Annotated in this window: 2 protein-coding genes; both read left to right on the top strand. The window is 55.7% G+C overall.

The features are described from left to right. Positions 1-72 precede the first annotated feature (72 nt). A complete protein-coding gene (locus HMPREF2559_RS08730; RefSeq protein ID WP_070540343.1) occupies positions 73-375 on the top strand; it encodes an IS3 family transposase in 303 nt (100 codons plus the stop codon). After that, the coding region (locus HMPREF2559_RS08725; RefSeq protein ID WP_148138802.1) for an IS3 family transposase at positions 372-722 on the top strand (351 nt) is incomplete at its 3' end. The genes HMPREF2559_RS08730 and HMPREF2559_RS08725, both read left to right, overlap by 4 nt.

The raw sequence follows: 722 nt of genomic DNA, 5'->3' as shown, positions 1-722 counted from the left end.
GGACCTGACCCCCGTTAGGTAGACACCTCTGATTCCAGCCAGTGTGGTTGGGAAGGAAGGTAATCTACCACCATGCCCCGCAAGGTTTACGCGGAACAGTTCAAGCGCGACGCCGTCGCGATGTTCGAGTCGAACCCGGATACCTCAATGCGCAAGGTCGCAGAAGAACTCGGAATCAATCGCTCGACTTTGGGATACTGGTATAAGCAATTCGGCACTAACGTCGCCAAGGATGAAGATGCAGCGTCACCCGTAGAAAAGCTTGCTGATGCGGAAAGAATCCGCCAGCTAGAACGCGAAAACAAAAGGCTTCGTGAAGAGCGCGATATTCTGCGTAAGGCCGCGAAGTATTTTGCGGAAGAGACGACCTGGTGATCCGCTTCCAGTTCGTTGACGACAATCTCGCCGACTACTCGGTCAAGCGGATGTGCACAGTCCTGGGGCTAAATCGGTCTTCGTATTACAAGTGGAAGAACTCGGCTCCACGGCGCCGTGCGCGCCTTGTAGATGACGCTGTGGTGGCCGCGGAGATCCAGGCCATTTTCGACGCTGAAAACGGCATCTGGGGCGCTCGTCGCATCACTGCTGAACTCAACGACCGCAAGCGCGACAACGGCACTACACCTCCGGCTAAGCGCATCAATCGCAAGAGAGTGGCTAGTTTGATGCGGGCCCAGAACCTGTTCGGATTTCAAAAGAAGCGCAGGGTCAAGACCACTGCG

The sequence above is a fragment of the Corynebacterium sp. HMSC072G08 genome (genome assembly GCF_001809185.1).
Classification (GTDB): Bacteria; Actinomycetota; Actinomycetes; order Mycobacteriales; family Mycobacteriaceae; genus Corynebacterium; species Corynebacterium phoceense.
This window is presented reverse-complemented; position numbering and strand designations above follow the sequence as displayed.

Excerpts from the sequence above, each read along its gene's own strand:
- HMPREF2559_RS08730 (WP_070540343.1), top strand. The coding sequence starts at position 73 with ATGCCCCGCAAGGTTTACGCGGAACAGTTCAAGCGCGACGCCGTCGCG.